We start from the raw sequence: 21,187 nt of genomic DNA on the forward strand, positions 1-21,187 counted from the left end.
ATGCGCTAAGTCATAGTGAGGCTTACTTTCATAGCCGTTGGCTATGAAACACTGGGTGGGTGCAGATCCATCAGCTCGCGTACTTCGTCGCGGTCGCCCGTACGCGACATTTCACCCAGGCTGCCGAGGAGTCCGGCGTCTCGCAGCCGAGCCTGTCCAAGCAGATCCGCGTCCTCGAGAACTCCCTCGGCACGGCGCTGTTCGAACGTGAGCGCGGCGCCGTCCGTCTCACTCCCGCCGGCGAGGCGCTCCTCCCCCACGCGCAGGAGATCCTCATCGAGGTCGACGAGGGTCTGCGCGCGGTCCGCGAGGTCAGCGGGCTCCAGCGCGGTCGTGTACGCGTCGGCGCGACGCCCTCGATGTGGGACGGGCTGATGGCCGACGCCATGGTCGCGTTCCGGTCGGCGTATCCGGGCATCGAGCTCGAGGTCACCGAAGGTGGCTCACGGCTGCTCACCCGCGACCTCGGCCGAGGTGCCCTCGACCTCGCGCTCGTCATCGTGCCGCTGCGAGGTGACGACCCGGACCTCGTCGCGACGCCGCTGCTGCGCGAGCGGCTAGTGGTCGCGGGTCCGGCCGACGCCTCTGGGCTCGGGCCGGGCCCGGTCGCGGTGCGCGATCTCGAGGGGGTGCCGCTGGTGATGTTCCGGGAGGGGTACGACCTGCGCGACACGACGACCAACGCGTGCCTCGACGCCGGTTTCGAGCCGACGATGGCGATCGAGGGCGGCGAGATGAACGCGGTGCTGCGCTTCGTCGAGGCCGGGCTGGGCTACGCCGTGGTGCCGAGCATGGTGCTCGCGTCTCGACCGGGGCTGCGGGGGACACCGATCGACGAGCCCGAGCTGACCCGGACGATCGCGCTCGCCCACCGTCGGACGCTCGCAATGCCGCTGGCCTCTCAGGCGTTCCGCGACCTGCTCGTGGCCTACCTGCGCGGCCTGGCGGCCGACCAGCTCGGCGACATGGACCTCATCGACTGAGCCGACCTGGGTGGTTGAGCCTGTCGAAACCACCCACCGGACCAACCCGGGGCTCAACCACCGGACCGCCTCAGCCCGAGACCGGCGCGACAACGTCCGCGGGGATCGTGGGGTGGTTCGCGCCAGAGATGACGACGACCACCGTCTCGCCGTCGCGGACGTCGACCTTGCCCGCAACCAACGCCGCCAGCGCGGTCACGCCACCCGGCTCCGCGAGCACCCGGCACTCGTCCCACAGCAGGCGTCGCGCGGCAAGGATCTGGTCGTCGCTCACGAGCAGCGGCTCGGCGGCGAGCTCGCGGACCACGGCGAAGGCGCGCTCACCGATCCGCGCAGCGCCGAGCGAGTCCGCGGCGACCCCGGAAACGTCGACGTCGACGCGCTCCCCTGCCGCGAGCGCGCTCACCAGCGAGGGGCACCGCTCCGGCTCGACCGGGACGACGGGCATCACGTCGCGCAACGCGAGCGCGGTGCCGCTGTAGAGCCCCCCGCCACCGCACGGCACCAGCACGCGACGGGCGTACGGGGCCTGGTCGCCGATCTCGATCCCGACACCGGCGGCGCCCGCGATGATCGCGTCCGCGTCGTAGGCATGAACGGGCAGCACCGGGCGTCCCTCGGCCCACGCCCGCGAGGCCTCGTACGCGGCCGCGTAGTAGCCGTCGACGATGTGCGCCGTTGCGCCGTACTCCTCGATCCGCCGCACCTTCTCCATCGGCGAGGTCGAGGGGACGAAGACGTCGGCCTCGATCCCGGCGATGCCGCACGCCCACGCGACCGCCGCGCCATGGTTGCCACCCGACGCCGCGACCGCGCCGGCGGTGCCGTCGGGCATCGCGAGGACGGCGTTGAGCGCACCACGCGCCTTGAACGAGCCGGTGTGCTGCAGCAGCTCGAGCTTGAGGAGCACCCGCCCCGCCACCCCGAGGTCACCGCCCGCGATCTCGACGACCGGGGTCCGGCGCACCATCGGCCGCAGCCGCGCGTACGTCTCCTCGATCTGCTCACGTCCGGGCAGTCGTACGGTCACGCCTTGCTCCTCGCCTTGTCGTGGCGGATCCACGCCCACGCCGCCGCGGCAAGGGCACCCGCCACCAGCAACGTACGGGACGCCGCGATCGCCTCGGAGCGCTCCTCCTCCGCCTCGGCAGACCGTGCGGGTGCCGCACCGAGCGGTCCTGCCGCGACCGCGCCGAACGCGGGGACCACGTGCGGGACGACCTCGACGCCGCGCGTACGGGCCTCGGGTGAGGTCATCGCCCACGACGCGCCGTAGATCGTCAGCTGGGCGAAGTAGTAGATCCAGACCAGCAGCGTGACCGACAGCGCCAGCGACGCCAGCGCACCACCGGCAGCGGCGCCGAGGATGAACGACGCAAGCTGCTTGATCGCCTCGAACCCGACCGCCGCCAGGAACGCACCGCGCCACAGCGCATGATCGGGGACGTCGGTGTGCGGGAGGAGCCGGTAGAGCGCGAAGAACAGGAGCGCGCTCGAGGCGATGCCGAGCAGCACACTCAGCACCTTCACCGTGATGTCGACCGGGGTGCTCTCCACCCCGATCTGATGCAGGAGGTCGCCGGTGTACTGGGTGACCGCACCGGAGAGTCCGACGGAGACCATGAGGATCAGCCCGACCAGCACGAGCGTCGCGAGATCACGCAGCTTGCCCGGCAGGAATCCGTACGACTTCTGCGTCGGGACGCCGAACGCGGCCTCGAGGGACGTCCGCAGGTTGGAGACGAATCCGAGGCCCGTGTAGAGCACACCGAGGGCGCCGATGACACCGGCGACGTTGCGGGTGGCCGCGATCTGGTCGAACGAGATCTGCCCGGCCGGCGGCGGGTCCTCGGCCGTCACGATGCCGGGAAGGATCTGGTCGATCGCCGTCTCGAGCGCGTCCTGCGCGCCGGGGAAGTACTCCGAGATGTAGCCGACCACGAAGAACGCCAGCGCGAGGATCGGGAAGACCGACAAAAAGCCGAAGTAGGTGATGCCACCGGACAGGATGCTGCCGCGGACCTGGCCGAAGTGCTGGATCGTGCGCACGACGTGGTCGACGAACGGCCACCGGCGGCGAACTCTCGCGAACCACGCCTTGAGCCGTGCGATCAGCCTGCCCACCAGCCGCTCCCCGTCCCGGCCCTGAGGGGACCGTCAGCCGAGCTCGAACTCCCGGAACGGAACCCAGCCCGCCACGTCATCGTGCAGGTATACGGCGAAGGCGCGCACCTCGAACTCGCACTCGAAGCCCGAGAGGGCCTCGTACGCACGGTCGAGCGCCTCGTCGCTGAGGTGGTGAGCGACGGTGACGTGGGGGTGGTAGGGGAACTCGAGGTCGCCTTCGAGGAGCCCGTCGCGCACGTGCTTGGCGAGCTGCTCGGCGCTGGAGATGCCTTCGCTCACCGTGACGAAGACGACCGGTGAGACCGGTCGAAACGTGCCGGTCCCGCGTAGGCGCATCGTGAACGGCTCGACGTTGGTCGCGTCCACGGTGAGCTTGTCGTAGATCTGCTCCAGGGCGTGGTCGGCGACCTCGGTCGGCGGCAGCAGCGTCACGTGGGACGGGACGAGCACCGCCTGCGGGTCGCCAAAGTCGGCTCGGCGCTGACGCAGCTCACTGCCCCAGGGATCCGGGACGGGAATGGCGACGCCGATCGTGGGCATGGCGACCACCCTAGCGTCCAGGCACCGTCGACAGTGAGGGCCTACACGGCGCGAACGAACCCGACCCGGTCGTACACGTCGCCGAGCGTCTTGGACGCCACTTCCCGGGCCCGCTGCGCCCCGTCGCGCAAGATCGCGTCGAGCTCGCCCTTGTCCTCGAGGAGCGCGTTGGTGCGCTCGCGCAGCGGCGTGACGAAGTCGGACACGATCTCGCTCAGGTCGACCTTGAACGCGCCGTAGCCCCGCCCCGCGTACTGCGCGGCGATATCGTCGACGGCCCGGCCCGTCAGGGCGGCGTAGATCGACAGCAGGTTGGAGACGCCCGGCTTCTCCTCGGCGTCGAAGCGGACCTCGCCGTCGGAGTCGGTCACCGCGGACCGGATCTTCTTGGCCGCCGACTTCGGCTCCTCGAGGATCTCGAGGATCCCCTTGGGCGACGACGCCGACTTGCTCATCTTGATCGTCGGGTCCTGCAGGTCGAGGATCTTCGCGGTGCCGGCGACGATGAACGGCTCCGGGACGGTGAACGTGTCGCCGTACCGGCTGTTGAAGCGTTGCGCGAGGTCACGGGTGAGCTCGAGGTGCTGGCGCTGGTCTTCGCCGACCGGGACGCCGTCGGCCTGGTAGAGCAGCACGTCGGCCGCCATGAGGATCGGGTAGGTGAAGAGGCCGACGGACGCCTGCTCGACACCGCCCTTGGCCGACTTGTCCTTGAACTGAGTCATCCGACGGGCCTCGCCGAAGCCCGTGATGCAGTTGAGGACCCACGCGAGCTCGGCGTGCTCGGGGACCTGGCTCTGGACGAAGAGCGTCGCCCGCTTCGGGTCGAGACCGAGCGCGATCAGCTGCGCGGCGGCACGGTACGTCCGGTCGCGCACGACGGTAGGGTCGAACGCGACGGTGATCGCGTGCATGTCCGGGATGAAGTAGAACGCGTCGTGGTCCTCCTGCAGCGCCACCCAGTGCCGCACCGCTCCGAGGTAGTTGCCGATGTGGAACGCGTCCGCGGTCGGCTGGATACCGGAGAGCACACGGGGGCGGGTGGTCGAATCAGGCATGATCCGATTCTGCCAGCCCGGTCTCGGGCGACGCCTCCGGATTCGGCTCGGCGTCGACCCGCAGGCGCGAGGCACGTCGTCCGTCCATCGCCGAGACGGTGAGACGGTGCCCGTCGACGAGGATGGAGTCCCCAACGGCGGGGATGCGCCCGAGCCCGGCCACGACGAACCCGGCGACCGTCTCGAACGGCCCCTCAGGCAGCTCGATGCCCGTCTCCTCGGCGAACGCGTCGCGGTTGAGCAGGCCGTCGACCTCGACTGCACCACCGGTGAAGCGCGTGGTCTGCGCGTCGACGGTGTCGTACTCGTCGCGGATGTCGCCGACGAGCTCCTCGACGAGATCCTCGAGGGTGACGATGCCGTCCGTGCCTCCGTACTCGTCGAGCACGATCGCCAGGTGAATCTCGGCGCGACGCATGTCGGTGATGGCGGCGAGCACGTTGCGAGTGCCGGGGATCATCACGACGTCACGCACCAGGTCACCCACCCGTACGGACCGGTCGTGCATGCCCGGGTCGAACAGGTCGCGCACGTGGACGAAACCCTCGACCTCGTCGGCGCTCCCCCGGACCACGGGATAGCGGGAGTGCGGCTTCTCCCGCGCCATCTGCACCGCCTTGTAGACCGGGGTCGCGACGTCCATGAAGTCCACTTCGGTCCGCGGCAGCATCACCTCGCGCACCTGGAGGTCACCGGCGGCGAAGACGTCCTCGACGATGCGCCGCTCCTCGTCGGACAGGCCATGCGTCGTCTGGACGAGCCCCCGCAGCTCGACGTCGGTGATCTCCTCGCGTGCCGCGGACGGGTCGCCGCCGAGCATCCGGACGACGAAGTTCGTCGAGACCGACAGCAGCAAGATCACCGGCGTGGCGACCTTCGCGATCGCGTCGACGCCGGGCGCCAGCGCGAGCGAGAACGACACCGCGTGCTGCATCGCGAGTCGCTTGGCGGTGAGCTCGGAGAACACGATCGAGAGGTACGAGATGAAGACCGTGACGAGGATCAGCGCGAGAGCCGAGGCGACTCCGCTGGACAGGCCGGCGTCGACGAGGAGAGGACTCAGGTCGCCGGCGAGGGTCGCACCGCCGAAGGCCGCCGAGAGGAAGCCGGACAGCGTGACCCCGATCTGGACCGCGGACAAAAAGCGGTTGGGATCGGAGGCCAGGCGGGCGACCGTCGCTCCACGCTTGCCGCGGGTCGCGATCTCGGGGAGCTGGGAGTCACGCAGCGACACCAGCGCCATCTCCGCCGCCGCGAACACCCCGCCGAACGCGATGAACACGAGCACGAGGGCGATGTTCCACAGGGTCTCGTCCACCCTGCCAGCGTAGCCATGGGGCATAGGTAAAAATGGCGGCATGACGTCACCCCTCCCCCTGGCCCCCGGCGAGATCGGTACGTGGGCCGCCCCCGGTCGCGTCAACCTCATCGGAGAGCACCTCGACTACGTCGGCGGTCCGGTGATGCCGATCGCGATCGATCTGCGCACCACGGTGAAGGTCCGGCGACGCGACGACGGCAAGGTGCGGGTGTGGTCGTCGGTCTCCGAGGGGTCGACAGAGTTCGACGTCACGACGAGGCCGGGCGACGTGGAGGGGTGGGCTCGCTACGTCGCGGGGACGGTCTGGGCGCTGGCGCAGTCGGGCCTGACGACAGGGGGTGCGGACCTCGTGATCTCCTCCGATGTCCCGCTCGGTGCGGGGTTGTCGAGCTCGGCGGCGCTCGAGTGTGGCGTCGCCGTCGCACTGGCCGGCGCCGAGGGCTGGGAGATCGACCCGATCACGCTGGCGCTGACGTGCCAGCGCGCCGAGAACGACTACGTCGGAGCGCCGACGGGCTCGATGGACCAGCTCGCGTCGATGTGCGGAGAGCGCGGCCACGCCCTTCTCATCGAGACGGCGCCGACACCACCCACCGTACGAGCGGTTCCGGCGTACTGGGTCGAGGACGGCTACGCCCTCGTCGTCGTCGACACCCGGGCCAAGCACAGTCTGGCCACCGGCGAGTACGGCGTCCGGCGGACGCAGACCGAAGAGCTGAGCGCGCTCCTCGGTGTCGAGCGGCTCGCCGCCGCGCCGCCGGACGCGGTCCTGAAGGTTGAGGACCCCGTCCTCAAGGCGCGGCTGCGCCACGTGATCACCGAGACCCAGCGCGTACGGTCTGCCGTGCGGGCGCTGTCGTCCCGCGACTGGGCACAGCTCGGCCAGCTCATGACGGCGTCGCACGCCTCACTGCGTGACGACTACGACGTGAGCGCCCCGGAGCTCGACCTGACCGTCGAGGCGGCGATGGAGCACGGTGCGCTCGGGGCGCGGATGACCGGAGGCGGGTTCGGCGGGAGCGCGATCGCGCTGATCGAGGCCGACCGGGTGGGGTCGCTCACCGAGGCCGTGGCGGCTGCGTTCGCCCGCGTCGACTTCCCGGAGCCTCGCACGTTCGTCGTCTCCCCCGCCGACGGCGCCACCCGCCTCACGTGACCGCGAGTCGCTCCACGCCGACCGTCGACGTACGGAGCCCGGTGCGATGATGGGCGCCGTGAGCCTCGACCTCGATCTCCCCCGCCGCATCGCCTATCAAGGCGAGCCCGGCGCCAACTCGCACATCGCGTGCGCCGACGCCTACCCCGACTGGGAGCCGCTGGCCTGTGCGTCGTTCGAGGACGCGTTCGCGGCGGTCACCGACGGCCGGGCCGGGCTCGCGATGATCCCGATCGACAACACGCTCGCCGGCCGCGTCGCCGACATCCACCACTTCCTTCCGACGTCGGGGCTGCACATCGTCGGCGAGTACTTCCTCCCGATCCACTTCGACCTGCTCGCCGTCCCCGGCGCGACGCTGGAGTCGATCACCGAGGTCCACAGCCACGTCCACGCGCTCGGGCAGTGCCGGCGCATCATCCGCGAGCTCGGGCTCACCCCCGTCATCGCCGGCGACACCGCAGGCGCGGCACGCGAGGTCGCTGAGTGGGGCGACCCCACCAAGGCCGCGCTGGCGACGCCGCTGGCCGCGCGGACGTACGGGCTCGAGACGCTCGCGACCACCGTCGAGGACGAGGAGCACAACACGACGCGCTTCGTCGTGCTCTCACGGCACCCCGAGATCCCCCCGCAGGGCGAGTGGCCGACGGTGACGACCTTCGTGTTCAACGTCCGCAACATCCCCGCCGCGCTCTACAAGGCGCTCGGCGGCTTCGCGACCAACGGGATCAACATGACCAAGCTCGAGAGCTACATGGTGGGCGGCACGTTCACGGCGACGATGTTCCTCGCCGAGGTCGACGGCCATCCTAAGGACCCGCCGCTGGCGCGGGCGCTGGAGGAGCTGGCGTTCTTCTCCACCGAGGTGCAGGTCATGGGCGTCTATCCGGCCCACCCTCACCGGTTCGCCGACGCGTAGCTTCTTCTCGGCGCCGGAGGCGGTCCAGGGCGATCGTGGCGGCCTGGGTACGGGCAATCTCGGCCGTAGCTTCTGCCGCGGCCGCGGCCGCGGCGGAGCGTTCCGCCTCCCGGCGCCGATACTCGTAGGCCCGATGCTCGCGGTCACGCTGACGCTGATGCGCGCGTTCCTCCCGTGTCTCGGCGAGCTCGATGAGCTCGCCGATGCCGTACACGATGACGCCGACGAGGCGGACCGCCCACAGCCAGAACGGCGGCTCAGGCAAGACGAACAGCACCCCCGTGGTAGCGAGGATGACGATCAAGCCGACGTGGCTCAGCGCAAGCCCGATTCGCCGCACCGCGAACGACCAGCGCGGTTCCTCCGGGCGGCGGGCGGCCGACACGAAGTCGACGATCGCCCACGCGACGAGCAGCGCCAGTCCGGCGAGCAAGACGGCACCGTCAAACGCTCGCGGCCAACCGATCGGCAGCATCACCACGATGATCAGCCCCACGCCCGACGTCAGGAGGGCGAGCATCACCACCTCGCCCGGGGAGCGCTTCCTTCGCAGCACGCGCGGGAGTCGTCGCTCGCCTCGACGAGATATGGCCGGACACTATCGCCGCTGAAGGCCCGAATGGAACACCATTCCGTGAAATGCCCACTCCTTGGCCTCGGCACTGCCGACTCCGCGTCGTCCGAACCCGGTGGCCCGTACGGTGGACGTACCGGCGGGGAATCCTGCGGGCCCGTCCGCTGTTGAACCCCACAGACGCACAGACGTACCCGATCGAAATGGACGTGACATGGCAACCACTGCCCTGACCGCCGACAGCTTCATGGACACCATCTCCGGCGACGGCATCGTCCTGGTGGACTTCTGGGCCTCCTGGTGCGGCCCGTGCCGCCAGTTCGCCCCCGTCTTCGAGGCGGCGTCCGAGAAGAACGACGACATCGCCTTCACCAAGGTGGACACCGAGGCCGAGCAGGAGCTCGCTGGTGCGCTGCAGATCACCTCGATCCCGACGCTGATGGCCTTCCGCGACGGCATCTTGCTGTTCAACCAGCCCGGTGCCTTGCCCGCCCAGGCGCTCGAGCAGGTCATCGACGCCGTGCGCGAGGTCGACATGGACGAGGTCCGTGCCGAGGTCGCCAAGCAGCAGGCCGACCAGGGGTCCGCCCAGGCCTGAGCCCTGATCCCATCCGTTCTCGACAGCCCCGCGGCCGCACCGGCCGGGGGGCTGTCGTCGTCCGGGAGTACGGTGATCTGCCGTGACCGCACCCGGAACGGCCCAGACCGAGACCCGTAGCCCGTGGCCCGCGCTCTGGGCGCTGGTGATCGGGTTCTTCATGATCCTCGTCGACTCCACGATCGTGTCGGTCGCGACGCCGACGATCATGGCTGCCTTCGATGCCGAGGTCGCGTCCGTCGTCTGGGTCACCTCGGCCTACCTGCTGGCGTACGCGGCCCCCCTGCTGGTCACCGGCCGGCTCGGCGACCGGTTCGGTCCCAAGCGCGTCTATCTGACGGGCCTGGTCGTCTTCACCACGGCGTCGCTGTGGTGCGGTCTGACCGGCACGATCGAGCAGCTGATCTGGGCCCGTGTGCTCCAGGGCCTCGGCGCGTCGATGATGACGCCGCAGACGATGGCCGTCATCACGCGCACCTTCCCGGCCGACAAGCGCGGCCGCGCGATGAGCCTGTGGGGCGCCGTAGCCGGCGTCGCGATGCTCGTCGGCCCGCTCCTCGGCGGCGTGCTCGTCGACTCCCTCGGGTGGGAGTGGATCTTCTTCGTCAACGTGCCGGTCGGCGTGGTCGCCCTCGTCCTCGCGGTGCGCCTGGTCCCCGACCTCCCGACGCTCTCCCATCGCTTCGACCTCGTCGGCGTCGCGCTGAGCGCGGTCGGCATGTTCCTCCTCGTCTTCGGCCTCCAGGAGGGCGAGACGTACGACTGGGGCACGATCACGGGCGTCGTCACCGTCTGGCGGCTGATCGGTCTCGGCCTCGTGGTGCTGGCCCTGTTCGTGGTCTGGCAGGCCGTCAACCGCGCGGAGCCGCTCGTGCCGCTCGGGTTGTTCAAGGACCGCAACTTCTCGCTGTCCAACGCCGCGATCACGACCGTCGGCTTCGGTATCACCGCGATGGCGTTTCCGCTGATGCTCTGGGCCCAGTCCGTCCGAGAGTGGTCGCCGACGCAGGCGGGCCTGCTGTTCGTCCCGATGGCGGTGATCGCCGCCACCCTCGCCCCGTGGGTGGGCACGATGGCCGACAGGGTGCATCCGCGCCTCCTCGCCGCGACCGGTCTGCTCTCCTTCATCGTGGCGCTCACGTGGCTGGCTCTGGTGCTGTCGCCCACCGCCCCGGTCTGGCAGATCCTGCTGCCCGTCGGCCTGCTCGGCGTCGCCAACGGCTTCATGTGGGCACCGATCGCCTCCACAGCGACCCGCAACCTCCCGATGAGCAGCGCCGGAGCCGGAGCAGGGGTCTACAACACGATGCGCCAGGTGGGCGGCGTCCTCGGCAGCGCGGCGATCGCGGCACTGATGCAGGCGCGCCTCACCGCCGAGCTCCCCGTCGGTGGCGCGGGCGCTGCGCCTGACGCCGCATCGCTTCCCGACGCCGCCCGCGAAGGCTTCAGCGCGGCCATGTCGCAGTCGCTCCTGCTCCCCGCCGCGGTGCTGGTGCTCGGGCTGGTCGCCGTGCTGCTGTACGAACGCCCGCGTCATCTGCGTACGGTTCGTTCCGTACGCTAGCGCTCATGTCCACCGCCGCCACGTACGTCCTGACCCTCACCTGCCCCGATCGACCGGGCTTGGTGCACGCGATCTCCTCCTGGATCGTGGACCGTGGCGGCAACATCCTCGACGCGCAGCAGTTCACCGACGCGGGTGCCGCGCGCTTCTTCGTGCGGGTGCACTTCGAGAGCGTCGTCGACCCGTACGACCTCGAGGCCCTGCGGGACGCATTCGTCCCGGTCGCCGAGCAGCACGCGATGGCGTGGGACCTCGGGGTCGCGGAGGCGCCGTGCCGCGCCCTGGTGATGGTGTCCAAGGAAGGGCACTGCCTCAACGACCTGCTGTTCCGGCAGAGCATCGGCGCGCTCAACATCGAGATCGGCGCGGTCGTCTCCAACCACACCACGCTGGAGCGGCTCGCGCGCTCGTACGACGTCCCGTTCCACCACGTTCGCGTCGTCGCGGGCGCCAAGGAGGAGGCGGAGGCGCAGATGTTCGCGCTCGTCGACGAGCTCGACATCGACCTGGTCGTCCTCGCGCGCTACATGCAGATCTTGTCCGACGACGCCTGCCGCCGGCTCCAGGGGCGCGCGATCAACATCCACCACAGCTTCTTGCCGAGCTTCAAGGGCGCCAAGCCGTACCACCAGGCCCACACGCGCGGCGTCAAGCTGATCGGCGCGACCGCGCACTACGTGACGGCCGACCTCGACGAGGGGCCGATCATCGAGCAGGACGTGACCCGCGTCGGCCATCAGCAGGACCCCTCCGCGCTGGTCCAGGCGGGCCGCGACGTCGAGACGCGCGTGCTGTCGCGCGCGGTCGGCCTCCACGCGGAGCAGCGGGTGCTCCTCAACGGCACCCGTACCGTCGTCTTCTCCTGACGCTCCAGCGACTCTCCCCCTGACGCCTCGCGCCTGAGCGCCTCGCCCACATCGTGAGAATCCTCGCCAGCGCGCTTTTCTCTCGCTATAGTCCAGTAATCTACTCGGGATTAGTAAGTCACTATCAACAGCGCATCATCGCGCTCGCTCGAAAGGCACGACATGTTCACACGCAAGCGGTCGACCCGCCTGATTGCCGCGACCACCGCGCTCGCCGCCGCGCTGGGGCTGTCGGCCTGCGGCGGTGCAGACGCTGACAGCTCCAAGACGACGCTGTCGCTCGTCGGGTTCGCGGTGCCCAAGGCCGGCAACAATGCGGCCCAGAAGGAGTTCGCCAAGACCGATGCGGGCGAGGGTGTCGTCTGGAAGGAGTCGTACGGCGCCTCGGGCGACCAGAGCCGTGCGGTCGCGGGTGGCCTGAAGGCCGACTACGTCCACTTCTCCCTCTCACCCGACGTGACGCGCCTGGTCGAGGCCGGCCTCGTCGCCGACACCTGGGACGACGGCGAGCACAAGGGCATCGTCACGGACTCGGTCGTCGTGCTGGTCGTCCGCGAGGGCAACCCCAAGAACATCCAGAGCTGGGACGACCTCGTCAAGCCGGGCGTCTCGATCGTCACCCCCAACCCGGGCTCGTCGGGCGCCGCGCGCTGGAACATCCTCGCCGGCTGGCAGCAGGCCGCCGACGACGGCGGCGACGCCGCGGGTACGGCCTACCTGACAAAGTTCTTCAAGAACGTCGCCGCGCTTCCCGGCTCGGGCCGTGACGCCACGGCGGCCTTCCAGGCCGGCACCGGCGACGTCCTGATCTCGTACGAGAACGAGGCGATCCTGGCCCGCCAGCAGGGCGAGAAGTTCGAGTACGTCGTCCCGGACGAGACGCTCCTCATCGAGAACCCGGGCGCGGTGCTCGAGGACGGCGACGCCAAGGCCGAGGCGTTCCTCGAGTACGTCCTGAGCGACGAGGGCCAGGAGCAGTACGTGTCCAAGGGCTTCCGCCCGATCAGCAATAGCGTCGAGGTCGGCAAGGTCGAGGGCGCGAACGACCCGGAGAACCCGTTCCCGACGCCGACCAAGCTCTTCACCATCGACGGTGACCTCGGCGGCTGGGAGGCCATCAACAAGAAGTTCTTCGACGAGAACGCCGGCATCGTCACGAAGATCCAGCAGGAGACGGGCAAGTCGTGACTTCTCCGTCACTCACGCAGGTGCGGCGCCGGGGACCCCGGCGCCGCGCCCGCGCGGCAACCGCCCTCACCCCCGCCGCCGGGGTGGGGTTGGGCATCGCGCTGATCTGGTTCAGCATCCTCGTGATGCTGCCGCTGTCGGCGGTCGTCCTCACGACGGCTGAGGGCGGGTGGGCGACGTTCGTCGACACGATCTCGCAGCCCCAGACGTGGGCGGCGATCACGCTCACGGTTGGCGAGGCGCTCGTCGTCACCCTCACCAACGTCGTCTTCGGCACGCTGATCGCGTGGGTGCTCGTGCGTGACCGCTTCTGGGGCAAGCGCATCCTCGAAGTCATCATCGACATCCCGTTCGCGCTGCCGACGATCGTCGCCGGCCTCGTCCTGCTCAGCCTCTACGGTCCCAACAGCCCGATCGGCGTCGACGTCGCCAACACCCGGATCGCGGTCTTCCTCGCACTGCTGTTCGTGACGACGCCGTTCGTGGTCCGCACGGTCCAGCCCGTCCTGCTCGAGCTCGACATCGAGACCGAGCAGGCTGCCGCATCGCTGGGCGCGAGCACGTTCACGACGTTCCGCCGCATCCTCCTCCCGGCGCTCGCGCCTGCTATCACCGCCGGCGCCGCACTGTCGTTCGCCCGCGCGATCAGCGAGTACGGCTCGCTGGTGCTTTTGTCGGGCAACCTCCCGATGCGTACGGAGGTCACGTCGGTCCGGATCCTCACCTACATCGAGAACGGCAACATGGCGGCCGCCGCCTCCGTCGCGTCGCTGCTTCTCCTGGTGGCCCTGTTCGCGATCGTCGCCCTCGACGTCATCGCGAGGCGGGTGGCGCGACGATGACCGGCAACGGCCTCATCCGCTATGCGCTGCGCACGATCGTGCTCGTCTATCTCGGCCTCCTCATCGTGTGGCCGGTCTCGCTGGTCGCCAAGAATGCGTTCGCCGAAGGCGTCGGGACCTTCGTCGACGCGCTCACCGAGGAGACCACCGCGTACGCGTTCCAGCTCACGCTGATCGTGGCCGTGTGGGCCGTGGTCATCAACACCGTCTTCGGCATCCTGATCTCGATCCTCCTGGTGCGCTACACGTTCCCGGGACGCCGGATGCTGTCGGCGCTGATCGACCTTCCGCTGTCGGTCTCGCCGGTCGTCGTCGGCCTCGCGCTGCTGCTCGCGTACGGCGGCACGAACGGCTGGTTCGGCCCTGCGCTCGAGGACTCGGGGCTCCAGGTCATCTATGCGACACCGGGCATCATCATGGCGACGGCGTTCGTGTCGCTGCCGCTGGTGATCCGGGAGATCGTGCCGGTCCTCACCGAGATCGGGACGGAGCAGGAGCAGGCCGCGCGCAGCCTCGGCGCCAACGCGTGGCAGACGTTCCGCCGCATCACGATCCCGGCGATCCGCTGGGCGCTGGTCTACGGCGTCGTCTTGAGCCTCGCCCGCTCCCTCGGCGAGTTCGGTGCGGTCAAGATCGTGTCCGGCAACGTCGTCGGTCAGACCCAGACGGCCACGCTCGTCGTCGAGGAGAAGTACCAGAACTTCGAGCAGACCGCCGCATACGCGTCCTCGTTCGTCCTCGCGGCGGCCGCCGTCCTCGCGCTGATCGTCGTCACGATGCTGCGGCCCGGCCACAGCGAGTCGGCCAGCACCGCAGGCGCCACCGTCGCCACTCCCCTCCCCACTCAGAAGGACCCAGCATGAGCATCGAGATCGCAGGGGTCGGCCGTCGCTTCGGCGACTTCGTGGCCCTCGAAGACATCAATCTGTCGGTCCCGACGGGCCAGCTCACTGCACTCCTCGGCCCTAGCGGCGGCGGCAAGTCGACCCTGCTGCGCATCATCGCCGGGCTCGAGAACGCCGACTCCGGCACCGTCGAGATCGAGGGCACCGACGCGACCCGCCTCCCGGCACGCAAGCGCAACGTCGGCTTCGTGTTCCAGCACTACGCGGCGTTCAAGCACATGACCGTGGCGCGCAACGTCGCGTTCGGCCTGGAGATCCGCAAGCAGCCCAAGAAGCAGGTCGCCGAGCGCGTCGCGGAGATGCTGCGCCTGGTGCACCTGGAGCAGTTCGCCGATCGCTATCCCTCCCAGCTCTCGGGCGGACAGCGTCAGCGCATGGCGCTCGCGCGCGCACTCGCGATCGAGCCGAGCGTGCTGCTGCTCGACGAGCCGTTCGGCGCGCTCGACGCGAAGGTCCGCAAGGAGCTGCGTGACTGGCTGCGCCGTCTGCACGACGACGTGCACGTGACGACGGTGTTCGTGACCCACGACCAGGAGGAGGCCCTCGAGGTCGCCGACCAGATCGTGGTGATCAACCAGGGCAAGATCGAGCAGATCGGCACGCCGGACGAGCTGTACGACCAGCCGGCGTCGGACTTCGTCCTGTCATTCCTCGGCCCCGTCACCACGCTCGGCGACCGTCTGGTCCGCCCGCACGACATCGAGGTCACCACCTCGCCCGTCCCGGACGCCGTACCGGGCACGGTCACGCGGTGGACACGCATCGGCTACGAGGTGCGCCTGGAGGTGACGCCAACCGAGGGCGGCGATCCGATCCTCGTGCAGCTCACCCGCTCCGAGGCGCTCAAGCGTGGCCTCGCCGACGGTGCGTCGGTGTGGCTGCACGAGACCGCCGCGGTCAACGGCGCCCACTCCCCCGTACCCGCCTGACCCTTTCCGTTGGGCCCCACGCAGAGCGGCGCGCCCACCGCAACCTTGCGGTGGGGCCACGACTCTCCGTGGGGCCCAACGGAAGTAGCGGGGACGGCGTCAGTGCGCCAGCGAGAGGGAGAGGCGCTCGCCGCGGTAAAGCCACGCAGACACGATGAGGATCGCCAGCCCGGCGAGCGACAGGCCTACGCCGACCCACGCGGTCGCCAGGTAGCCGAACCCTGCAGCGATCGTCGCGCCGCCGAGCCAGGCTCCCAGCGCGTTCGCGGCGTTGAGCGCCGAGTGGTTGAGGGCGGCACCGAGCATCTTCGCGCTGCCGGAGACCTCCATCAGGCGCATCTGGAGCAGCATTCCGAGCGCGGCCGCTGCGGTCGAGAGCAGGAAGACGCCGAGCAGCAGGAGCAGGCCGTGCTGCGCGGTGTAGGCGAACAGCGCCAGGAGCAGCGCCATCGCGATCAGCATCGCGCACAGCCATGCGAACAGCGCGTGGTCGGCGAGCCGTCCCCCGAGCTCGGTGCCGGCGATCGAGCCCACGCCGTACACGAGCAGCACCCACGGCACGAACCCCGCGCTCAGCATTGTCACGTCGGTGGTGATCGGCGCGATGTAGCTGTAGACGGCGAAGAGGCCGCCGAAGCCGACCGCGCCGACTCCGGCGGTCAGAAGCACTTGCGGTTGCCGCAGAGCCCGCAGCTCGCGGCGTACGGTCGCCGAGGTGTCACGCTGCTGCTGCGGCACGAAGGCGCCAATGAATCCCATCGTGACCACGGCGAGCGCGACGACCACCCAGTACGCCGCGCGCCATCCGAGCAGCTGCCCGAGGAAGGTGCTCGCCGGGACACCGATGAGGTTGGCGGCGGCGAGGCCCAGCATGACCGAGGCGACGGCGCGGCCGCGGCGCTGAGGCGAGACCAACGAGGCCGCGACCAGCGAGGCGACGCCGAAGTACGCACCGTGCGGCACGCCTGCGATGAACCGCGCGCCGAGGAGCGTCTCGTATGTCGGCGCGACGGCGGTGAGGAGGTTGCCGAGCGCGACGGCGGCGACAAGTCCGATCGCGAGGGCGTGCTTGGGCAGGCGCGCCGTGAGCGAGACGATGACCGGAGCGCCGATGACGACGCCGACCGCGTACGCCGAGATGACGTGGCCAGCGCTCGGGATCGAGACACCGACCCCGTCGGCGATCTCGGGGAGCAGCCCCATCGTCACGTACTCGGTCGTCCCGATCGCGAAACCGCCCAGCGCCAGCGCGAGGAGGGCGAGCACGAGGTTCTGGGGTCGCACGTCTCGGCGCTCACGCAGGGTTCGGGGCGTGCGGGTACGGCGGGGTGTCGTGGTGGAGGTCATCACTTCCACAATAAGTTGCTGGAGAGAACAATTCCCGTCCGACAGGCGTGAACTTGCTCACCCCCATACGGGACAAATCGGGCGTGTCGCGCGCGCTCTGCGCTGAAGGCGAGCACAATGCGAGACGGACGGGGCGTCAGGGGGACGTCCTCGTACGAGGGGGACCCGATGACACCCGACCTTCGCTCACGACTCGGAGCCGAGCTGCTCGGCTCGTTCTGGCTGGTGCTCGGCGGCTGCGGCACGGCGGTGCTCGCTGCCGTGTTCCTCACCGACGCGGGCAACCTCGGCGTCGGACACCTCGGCGTCGCCTTCGCCTTCGGCCTGACCGTCCTCACCGGCGCGTACGCCGTCGGCCACATCTCCGGCGCTCACTTCAACCCCGCAGTGACCTTTGGGCTCGCGGTCGCCAAGCGATTCCCGTGGAAGGACGTCCTCCCCTACTGGATCGTCCAGATCATCGGTGCGACCCTCGCCGGTGCTGTCCTCCTCGCCATCGCCAACGGTGTCGACGGGTTCTCCGCGGTCGACAGCGGCTTCGCCACCAACGGGTACGACGACCGCTCGCCCGGCGGCTACGCCCTGTGGTCGGTGTTCCTGTGCGAGGTCGTGATGACCGCGATGTTCCTGTACGTGATCTTGGGCGTGACGTCCAAGCGTGCTCCCGTCGGCTTCGCGCCCTTGGCGATCGGCCTCATGCTGACCCTCATCCACCTCATCTCGATCCCCGTCAGCAACACGTCGGTGAACCCCGCCAGGTCGCTGGGTGTCGCCTGGTTCGCCGGCGTCGACGCCCTCGCTCAGGTGTGGGTGTTCCTGCTGGCACCGCTGATTGGCGCAGCCATCGCGGGGGCGACCTTCGTCTTCATCACCGGGGTCGATCGCAGCGACATCGACGTCGTGGGAGACAGCGACCGCTGAGCGCGACGGCCGGTACGCCGTTCCACTGCGCGAGCCGGGTCCGTACCCCGTCACAGGGCGTACGGACCCGGCTTGCTAGCGTCGTGAGGACGTACGTGTCGTACGCCCTGTACTCCAAGGAGATGTCGTGAGCGCAACACCCGTGAAGGTGGCCGTCACCGGCGCCGCCGGTCAGATCGGCTACAGCCTGCTCTTCCGGATCGCCGCCGGCGATCTGCTCGGCCCGGACACCCCGGTCCAGCTGCGTCTGCTCGAGATCACGCCCGCGCTCAAGGCGCTCGAGGGCGTCGTGATGGAGCTCGACGACTGCGCCTTCCCGCTGCTCGACTCGGTCGAGATCGGCGACGACGCCAACACGATCTTCGACGGCGCCAACCTGGCGCTGCTCGTCGGCGCCCGCCCCCGCACGAAGGGCATGGAGCGCGGCGACCTGCTCGAGGCCAACGGCGCGATCTTCACCGCTCAGGGCAAGGCGCTCAACGACCACGCTGCCGACGACATCCGCATCGGCGTGACCGGCAACCCGGCCAACACCAACGCGCTCATCGCGAAGACGAACGCGCACGATATCCCGGCCGAGCGCTTCTCCGCGCTCACGCGTCTCGACCACAACCGCGCCATCTCGCAACTGGCCGCCAAGACCGGCGCGAAGGTCACCGACATCACCAAGATGACGATCTGGGGCAACCACTCGGCCACCCAGTACCCCGACATCTTCCACGCCGAGATCGCCGGCCGTAACGCCGCCGAGGTCGTGAACGACCAGGCCTGGATCGCCGACGACTTCATCCCCACCGTCGCCAAGCGCGGCGCCGCCATCATCGAGGCGCGCGGCGCTTCGTCCGCCGCATCCGCCGCATCGGCCACGATCGACGCCGCCCGCGACTGGCTTCTCGGCTCTGCCGAGGGCGACTGGGTCTCGATGGCGGTCTCGTCCGACGGCTCGTACGGCGTGCCCGAGGGCCTCATCTCGTCGTTCCCCGTCATCACCAAGGGCGGCGACTGGGAGATCGTCCAGGGCCTAGAGATCGACGACTTCTCGCGCGCGAAGATCGACGCCTCGGTCGCCGAGCTCGCCGAGGAGCGCGACGCGGTCACCAAGCTCGGCCTGATCTGAGCCACTGACGTAGGACCCGACATCAGGACCCGACGTTTCACCCCAGATCCGGGGTGGAACGTCGGGTCCTTCTGTCGGGTCCTACGTCATTCGTCAGCGGCGCGGCGCGTCGTCCTGGCGCCGGTTGCGCAGCACGACGAACGGCAGGAAGAACGCTGCCACCGCCGTCACGAGCCACACGATGAGCGAGGCCAGCACCCACGTCGTGGCGCCTGAGATCGAGAGGCCGTCGGTGAAGACGTTCGCGATGATCAGCGCGACGAGCGTCGAGACGAGCCCTATGCCGCCGAGGAACACCGGCGCGTTGCGCGCAGCCACCTTTGTGATGAACGGCGACAGGATCGCCTGAGCGAGCGTGAAGACAAGCACCGCGACGACGAAGCCACTAGGCTCCACCGTCATGTCGTCGAGCACCCAGGTGGCAACGAGAATGCCGACGGCACTCGATCCGAGCGCGATCGCGACGTTGAGCAGCAGGCGGATCATGCCCGCAGCGTAGCGCTCCGTACGCCCGTCAGCCGGTGAATCCGCGCGGCACGACGAACGCGAGCGTCACGAGCGCCGCCCCGAGGACCAGCATCCATCCGCAGTCGAAGGCCTTCCCTCGCACGCGCAGAAGTCCTGCGCGCGCCTCGGGGAGCACCGCGCGCACCGCAGACCCGAGGACGAGAGCGGCACCGAGGAGCACAATGCCTTGACGCCAGGCACCGAACGCGACCAGGCCGAGACCGACGGCGAGCGCGGCGACCAGCGCGGCGAACATCTGGGTCCCTCCGACCCCACCCGTCCCGCGTGTCATGCCAGGCCGGCGGCGCGCTCGGCGGCCTCCACGACGTTCTGGAGGAGCATCGCCCGCGTCATCGGCCCGACCCCACCCGGGTTGGGCGAGACCCAGCCGGCGACCTCGGCGACGCCGGCGTCGACGTCGCCTGCGATCTTGCCGTCGGCGTCACGGCTGACGCCGACGTCGAGGACGGCGACACCAGGCTTCACCATGTCCGCGGTGATGATCGACGGCACGCCTGCTGCGGCGACGACAATGTCGGCGCGAGCGACCTCGGCCGCCAGGTCGCGCGTACCGGTGTGGCACAGCGTGACGGTGGCGTTCTCCGTACGGCGAGTGAGGAGCAGCCCGAGCGGGCGCCCGACCGTCACGCCGCGGCCGACGACCACGACGTGCTGCCCCGCGATCGGCACACCACCGGCGCGCAGCAGCTCGACGATGCCGCGCGGCGTGCACGGGAGCGGCGCGGGCTCGTTGAGGACGAGCCACCCGAGGTTGGTCGGCTGGAGGCCGTCCGCATCCTTGTCGGGATCGATCGCCCCGATGACGGCGTTCTCGTCGATGCCCTTGGGGAGCGGGAGCTGCACGATGTAGCCGGTGCAGGAGGGGTCGGCGTTGAGGCTGGCGACCGCCTTGAGGATCTCGTCCTGCGTGGCGCTGGCTGGCAGGTCGACGCGGATCGACTCGATGCCGACCTGCGCGCAGTCGCGGTGCTTGCCGGCCACGTAGATCTGGCTGCCGGGGTCGTCGCCGACGAGCAGCGTGCCGAGTCCTGGCCGGACACCGCGCTCGGCGAGGGCGGCGACCCGCGTGGTGAGGTCGGCTTTGATGGCGGCGGCAGTGGCCTTGCCGTCGAGTATCTGTGCGCTCACCCTCGAAGTCTCCCATGCCAGACTTCGAGGGTGAGCCCTCGCCTCGGAACCCTCGACCTCGTCCCCGCGCTCGATCGTCTGGACCTGCTGGCCGATCCCGTGGCGGCCGCTCTCGGCACGCTCGGGCAGGCCGCCGACGAGGCGTGGGTCTGTGCGATCGACCCCGCGCTCGCGGACACGGCAGCGTTCGCCGAGGCGTACGAGGTGCCGCTCGAGGCGTCCGCGAACTGCGTCGTCGTCCTCGGCAGGCGCGCCGGTGAGGAGCGTGCGGCCGCGTGCGTGGTCCGCGCCGACACGCGTGCCGACGTCAACGGCGCGATCCGCAGGCGGCTCGACGTACGCAAGCTGTCCTTCGCGCCGACGGAGTGGGCGACGGAGACGACGGGCATGGAGTACGGCGGGATCACGCCCGTCGGGGCACCGAAGGGTTGGCCGGTGCTCGTCGACGAACGGGCGGCCGCATTCGAGTGGGCGCTGATCGGGTCGGGCATCCGCGGGTCCAAGCTCGTGCTCCCCGGCGCGCTCCTCGCCGCACTCCCCTCCGTCGAGGTCGCCGCGTACGCGCTCTGACGTGCG

General features: G+C 69.9%; 23 protein-coding genes. 13 read left to right on the plus strand and 10 right to left on the minus strand.

Annotation, left to right across the window (positions count from 1 at the left end; genetic code table 11):
* The first annotated feature begins 59 nt into the window (after nt 1–59).
* The gene (locus ACFSDF_RS07960; protein ID WP_377157001.1) at nt 60–983 is read left to right on the plus strand and encodes a LysR family transcriptional regulator; all 924 of its coding nucleotides are present in this window, start codon (nt 60–62) and stop codon (nt 981–983) included.
* 70 nt (nt 984–1,053) lie between these two features.
* Here ACFSDF_RS07960 and ACFSDF_RS07965 read toward each other — a convergent pair whose 3' ends face one another.
* From ACFSDF_RS07965 to ACFSDF_RS07985, 5 genes are read right to left on the minus strand one after another with little or no spacing between them, the layout of a single operon-like run.
* Nucleotides 1,054–2,013, minus strand: a complete 960-nt coding sequence (locus ACFSDF_RS07965) for a serine/threonine dehydratase (RefSeq protein WP_243845151.1) — start codon at nt 2,011–2,013, stop codon at nt 1,054–1,056.
* On the minus strand, nt 2,010–3,107 hold the full coding sequence (locus ACFSDF_RS07970) for a YihY/virulence factor BrkB family protein (RefSeq protein WP_167005375.1): 1,098 nt from the start codon (nt 3,105–3,107) through the stop codon (nt 2,010–2,012). The genes ACFSDF_RS07965 and ACFSDF_RS07970 overlap by 4 nt, the downstream gene beginning before the upstream one ends.
* Before the next feature lie 33 nt (nt 3,108–3,140).
* The gene (locus ACFSDF_RS07975) at nt 3,141–3,650 is read right to left on the minus strand and encodes a 2'-5' RNA ligase family protein (RefSeq protein ID WP_167005378.1); all 510 of its coding nucleotides are present in this window, start codon (nt 3,648–3,650) and stop codon (nt 3,141–3,143) included.
* 41 nt (nt 3,651–3,691) lie between these two features.
* Nucleotides 3,692–4,708: a tryptophan--tRNA ligase gene (gene trpS, locus ACFSDF_RS07980; protein WP_377157004.1), complete on the minus strand. Its 1,017-nt coding sequence runs from the start codon at nt 4,706–4,708 to the stop codon at nt 3,692–3,694.
* Nucleotides 4,701–6,026 carry a hemolysin family protein gene (locus ACFSDF_RS07985; protein WP_167251673.1) on the minus strand — a complete coding sequence of 442 codons (1,326 nt, stop codon included), beginning with the start codon at nt 6,024–6,026 and terminating at the stop codon, nt 4,701–4,703. The genes trpS and ACFSDF_RS07985 overlap by 8 nt, the downstream gene beginning before the upstream one ends.
* A 40-nt stretch (nt 6,027–6,066) precedes the next feature.
* Between ACFSDF_RS07985 and galK the strand changes: the two genes are divergently transcribed.
* Both galK and ACFSDF_RS07995 read left to right on the plus strand, forming a co-directional pair.
* Nucleotides 6,067–7,185 carry a galactokinase gene (gene galK, locus ACFSDF_RS07990; RefSeq protein WP_167251672.1) on the plus strand — a complete coding sequence of 373 codons (1,119 nt, stop codon included), beginning with the start codon at nt 6,067–6,069 and terminating at the stop codon, nt 7,183–7,185.
* Between the two features lie 58 nt (nt 7,186–7,243).
* Nucleotides 7,244–8,104: a prephenate dehydratase gene (locus ACFSDF_RS07995; RefSeq protein WP_243845150.1), complete on the plus strand. Its 861-nt coding sequence runs from the start codon at nt 7,244–7,246 to the stop codon at nt 8,102–8,104.
* Here ACFSDF_RS07995 and ACFSDF_RS08000 read toward each other — a convergent pair.
* A complete protein-coding gene (locus ACFSDF_RS08000) occupies nt 8,058–8,624 on the minus strand; it encodes a hypothetical protein (RefSeq protein ID WP_167005392.1) in 567 nt (188 codons plus the stop codon). The genes ACFSDF_RS07995 and ACFSDF_RS08000 overlap by 47 nt on opposite strands.
* 268 nt (nt 8,625–8,892) lie before the next feature.
* On the opposite strand from ACFSDF_RS08000, the gene trxA reads away from it, so the two are divergent.
* The 7 genes from trxA (at nt 8,893) to ACFSDF_RS08035 (ending at nt 15,570) form a co-directional block, all read left to right on the plus strand.
* Entirely contained in the window at nt 8,893–9,276 is a 384-nt protein-coding gene (gene trxA, locus ACFSDF_RS08005) for a thioredoxin (protein ID WP_167005394.1), read from the plus strand.
* 82 nt (nt 9,277–9,358) lie between these two features.
* Nucleotides 9,359–10,840, plus strand: a complete 1,482-nt coding sequence (locus ACFSDF_RS08010; RefSeq protein ID WP_167251670.1) for a DHA2 family efflux MFS transporter permease subunit — start codon at nt 9,359–9,361, stop codon at nt 10,838–10,840.
* A gap of 5 nt (nt 10,841–10,845) precedes the next feature.
* Complete coding sequence (gene purU, locus ACFSDF_RS08015; RefSeq protein WP_167005398.1) at nt 10,846–11,706, plus strand: formyltetrahydrofolate deformylase; 861 nt, start codon at nt 10,846–10,848, stop codon at nt 11,704–11,706.
* 162 nt (nt 11,707–11,868) lie between these two features.
* Nucleotides 11,869–12,894: a sulfate ABC transporter substrate-binding protein gene (locus ACFSDF_RS08020; protein WP_377157008.1), complete on the plus strand. Its 1,026-nt coding sequence runs from the start codon at nt 11,869–11,871 to the stop codon at nt 12,892–12,894.
* Nucleotides 12,891–13,736, plus strand: a complete 846-nt coding sequence (gene cysT / locus ACFSDF_RS08025; protein WP_167005403.1) for a sulfate ABC transporter permease subunit CysT — start codon at nt 12,891–12,893, stop codon at nt 13,734–13,736. The genes ACFSDF_RS08020 and cysT overlap by 4 nt, the downstream gene beginning before the upstream one ends.
* Nucleotides 13,733–14,599, plus strand: a complete 867-nt coding sequence (locus ACFSDF_RS08030) for a sulfate ABC transporter permease (protein WP_167251667.1) — start codon at nt 13,733–13,735, stop codon at nt 14,597–14,599. Before cysT ends, ACFSDF_RS08030 begins: the two co-directional genes overlap by 4 nt.
* Nucleotides 14,596–15,570, plus strand: coding sequence for a sulfate/molybdate ABC transporter ATP-binding protein (locus ACFSDF_RS08035; RefSeq protein ID WP_167251666.1), 975 nt, complete (start codon nt 14,596–14,598; stop codon nt 15,568–15,570). Before ACFSDF_RS08030 ends, ACFSDF_RS08035 begins: the two co-directional genes overlap by 4 nt.
* 99 nt (nt 15,571–15,669) lie before the next feature.
* On the opposite strand, the gene ACFSDF_RS08040 is transcribed toward ACFSDF_RS08035, so the two are convergent.
* Nucleotides 15,670–16,917, minus strand: a complete 1,248-nt coding sequence (locus tag ACFSDF_RS08040) for an MFS transporter (RefSeq protein WP_167005412.1) — start codon at nt 16,915–16,917, stop codon at nt 15,670–15,672.
* A gap of 168 nt (nt 16,918–17,085) precedes the next feature.
* Between ACFSDF_RS08040 and aqpZ the strand changes: the two genes are divergently transcribed.
* Both aqpZ and ACFSDF_RS08050 read left to right on the plus strand, forming a co-directional pair.
* Complete coding sequence (gene aqpZ, locus ACFSDF_RS08045; protein ID WP_167005414.1) at nt 17,086–17,838, plus strand: aquaporin Z; 753 nt, start codon at nt 17,086–17,088, stop codon at nt 17,836–17,838.
* Between the two features lie 127 nt (nt 17,839–17,965).
* Nucleotides 17,966–18,955, plus strand: a complete 990-nt coding sequence (locus ACFSDF_RS08050) for a malate dehydrogenase (RefSeq protein ID WP_377157011.1) — start codon at nt 17,966–17,968, stop codon at nt 18,953–18,955.
* A 93-nt stretch (nt 18,956–19,048) separates the two neighbouring features.
* Here ACFSDF_RS08050 and ACFSDF_RS08055 read toward each other — a convergent pair whose 3' ends face one another.
* The 3 genes from ACFSDF_RS08055 to ACFSDF_RS08065 are packed head-to-tail and all read right to left on the minus strand — an operon-like array spanning nt 19,049 to nt 20,611.
* On the minus strand, nt 19,049–19,441 hold the full coding sequence (locus tag ACFSDF_RS08055; RefSeq protein ID WP_167005420.1) for a phage holin family protein: 393 nt from the start codon (nt 19,439–19,441) through the stop codon (nt 19,049–19,051).
* A gap of 28 nt (nt 19,442–19,469) precedes the next feature.
* The gene (locus tag ACFSDF_RS08060; protein ID WP_377157014.1) at nt 19,470–19,718 is read right to left on the minus strand and encodes a DUF3017 domain-containing protein; all 249 of its coding nucleotides are present in this window, start codon (nt 19,716–19,718) and stop codon (nt 19,470–19,472) included.
* A gap of 32 nt (nt 19,719–19,750) precedes the next feature.
* Nucleotides 19,751–20,611 carry a bifunctional methylenetetrahydrofolate dehydrogenase/methenyltetrahydrofolate cyclohydrolase gene (locus ACFSDF_RS08065; RefSeq protein WP_377157016.1) on the minus strand — a complete coding sequence of 287 codons (861 nt, stop codon included), beginning with the start codon at nt 20,609–20,611 and terminating at the stop codon, nt 19,751–19,753.
* 30 nt (nt 20,612–20,641) lie between these two features.
* Between ACFSDF_RS08065 and ACFSDF_RS08070 the strand changes: the two genes are divergently transcribed.
* On the plus strand, nt 20,642–21,181 hold the full coding sequence (locus ACFSDF_RS08070; RefSeq protein ID WP_377157019.1) for a YbaK/EbsC family protein: 540 nt from the start codon (nt 20,642–20,644) through the stop codon (nt 21,179–21,181).
* Nucleotides 21,182–21,187: the final 6 nt, after the last annotated feature.

It is taken from the genome of Mumia zhuanghuii (assembly GCF_042681565.1).
Classification (GTDB): Bacteria; Actinomycetota; Actinomycetes; order Propionibacteriales; family Nocardioidaceae; genus Mumia.

What these genes read in the sequence shown, in the direction of transcription:
- ACFSDF_RS08060 (WP_377157014.1), bottom strand. Translation starts at nt 19,718, where the DNA reads ATGTTCGCCGCGCTGGTCGCCGCGCTCGCCGTCGGTCTCGGCCTGGTC.
- trpS (WP_377157004.1), bottom strand. Translation starts at nt 4,708, where the DNA reads ATGCCTGATTCGACCACCCGCCCCCGTGTGCTCTCCGGTATCCAGCCG.
- ACFSDF_RS08040 (WP_167005412.1), bottom strand. Translation starts at nt 16,917, where the DNA reads ATGACCTCCACCACGACACCCCGCCGTACCCGCACGCCCCGAACCCTG.
- ACFSDF_RS08035 (WP_167251666.1), top strand. Translation starts at nt 14,596, where the DNA reads ATGAGCATCGAGATCGCAGGGGTCGGCCGTCGCTTCGGCGACTTCGTG.
- ACFSDF_RS08055 (WP_167005420.1), bottom strand. Translation starts at nt 19,441, where the DNA reads ATGATCCGCCTGCTGCTCAACGTCGCGATCGCGCTCGGATCGAGTGCC.
- trxA (WP_167005394.1), top strand. Translation starts at nt 8,893, where the DNA reads ATGGCAACCACTGCCCTGACCGCCGACAGCTTCATGGACACCATCTCC.
- ACFSDF_RS08020 (WP_377157008.1), top strand. Translation starts at nt 11,869, where the DNA reads ATGTTCACACGCAAGCGGTCGACCCGCCTGATTGCCGCGACCACCGCG.
- ACFSDF_RS07975 (WP_167005378.1), bottom strand. Translation starts at nt 3,650, where the DNA reads ATGCCCACGATCGGCGTCGCCATTCCCGTCCCGGATCCCTGGGGCAGT.
- purU (WP_167005398.1), top strand. Translation starts at nt 10,846, where the DNA reads ATGTCCACCGCCGCCACGTACGTCCTGACCCTCACCTGCCCCGATCGA.
- aqpZ (WP_167005414.1), top strand. Translation starts at nt 17,086, where the DNA reads ATGACACCCGACCTTCGCTCACGACTCGGAGCCGAGCTGCTCGGCTCG.
- ACFSDF_RS08030 (WP_167251667.1), top strand. Translation starts at nt 13,733, where the DNA reads ATGACCGGCAACGGCCTCATCCGCTATGCGCTGCGCACGATCGTGCTC.
- galK (WP_167251672.1), top strand. Translation starts at nt 6,067, where the DNA reads ATGACGTCACCCCTCCCCCTGGCCCCCGGCGAGATCGGTACGTGGGCC.
- ACFSDF_RS08000 (WP_167005392.1), bottom strand. Translation starts at nt 8,624, where the DNA reads ATGCTCGCCCTCCTGACGTCGGGCGTGGGGCTGATCATCGTGGTGATG.